This is a genomic window from Saccharothrix coeruleofusca (genome assembly GCF_014648515.1).
GTDB classification, from domain to species: Bacteria; Actinomycetota; Actinomycetes; order Mycobacteriales; family Pseudonocardiaceae; genus Actinosynnema; species Actinosynnema coeruleofuscum.
Genome location: NZ_BMRG01000001.1, coordinates 642,038 through 643,263 on the forward strand (window position 1 = coordinate 642,038; position 1,226 = coordinate 643,263).

The window sequence follows — 1,226 nt, forward strand, 5'->3', positions numbered from 1 at the left end:
ACCGCCAGCGCGGGCGCGGCCATGAGCGGGCCCCAGTGGCCGGTGGCGTAGTACAGCCAGGTCGATCCGCCCGTCACCGCGATCACCGCGACGGGAAAGCGCTTGCGCCACAGCAGCGGGACGAACGTCGCGACGAACCAGAGCGGGCCCAACCACGCCATGCTGCGACCGTACGGCAGCGCGCGGCCGGTCGCGTCCGCCCGGGAGCGGCAGTCCCGCGTACGCGCGGGAGCGCGAGTGGCAAAATTACTTCGTGAAGCTCACCAAATATGTGCACGCCTGCGTCACCCTGGAGAAGCGGGGCACCACCATCGCCGTGGACCCCGGTCTGCTCACCCCTGACGCGGCCGAGGTCGTGGCGGGCGCGGACGCCGTGCTGATCACCCACGACCACTTCGACCACTTCGCCGAGGAGCTCATCGCCCAGGCCGTGGCCGCCCGCCCCGAACTGCGGGTCTTCGGCCCGGCGTCGGTGGCGGCCAAGCTCGGCGACCGGGCCACCGCGGTGGCCGCGGGCCAGTCGTTCACCATCGGCGACTTCGAGGTGGAGGTGCACGGCGAGCACCACGCGCTCATCCACCCGGACATCCCGACGATCGACAACGTCGGCTACCTGGTCGACGGCTCGCTCTACCACCCCGGCGACGCCTACCACGTCCCCGGCGGCGAGGTGGAGACGCTGCTGCTGCCCACCAGCGGGCCGTGGACCAAGGTCGCCGAGGCCGTCGACTACGTCCGGGCGGTCAAGCCGCGGCGGCTGATCCAGATCCACGAGCTGATGCTCAGCGACCTGGGGCAGCAGAGCTTGGCGCGGTTCCTCGGCGAGGGCGGCCTGCCCGGCGTCGGGCCCGGCGGACTGACCGGCATCCCGCTGACCATCCTCCCGGCAGGCGACAGCCTCGACCTCTGATCCACCTGAGCAGGTGAAGTAGTTCACCCGGTGGCATTACGGAGCTTGATCAGAACCCGCCGAAAGCGAAAGTCTCGCGCCCATGCACCCCAGGAAGACCGCCGCGGCAGCCGCGAGCGCGCCGCGCCCCGGCACCTGAGGCCCCGGACAGGAGCGGTCCCGACCCCCTCCCCCTCGGGCCGGGGCCGCTCCTCTGTGTTGGATGGCCGCTGCTCCGCAGACGGCGGGCTCGGCCGCCCGGAAGTCGGCCCATCGGCACGCGTTTCGGAAAAATCGAAGGGCGTGATTTTTCCGAAAGGCATGCCGACAGGCCGAC

1 protein-coding gene is annotated in these 1,226 nt (G+C 71.3%); it reads left to right on the forward strand.

Annotated elements, in window-relative coordinates:
* Positions 1–253 precede the first annotated feature (253 nt).
* On the forward strand, positions 254–910 hold the full coding sequence (locus tag IEZ00_RS03360) for an MBL fold metallo-hydrolase (protein WP_189221492.1): 657 nt from the start codon (positions 254–256) through the stop codon (positions 908–910).
* Positions 911–1,226 lie beyond the last annotated feature (316 nt).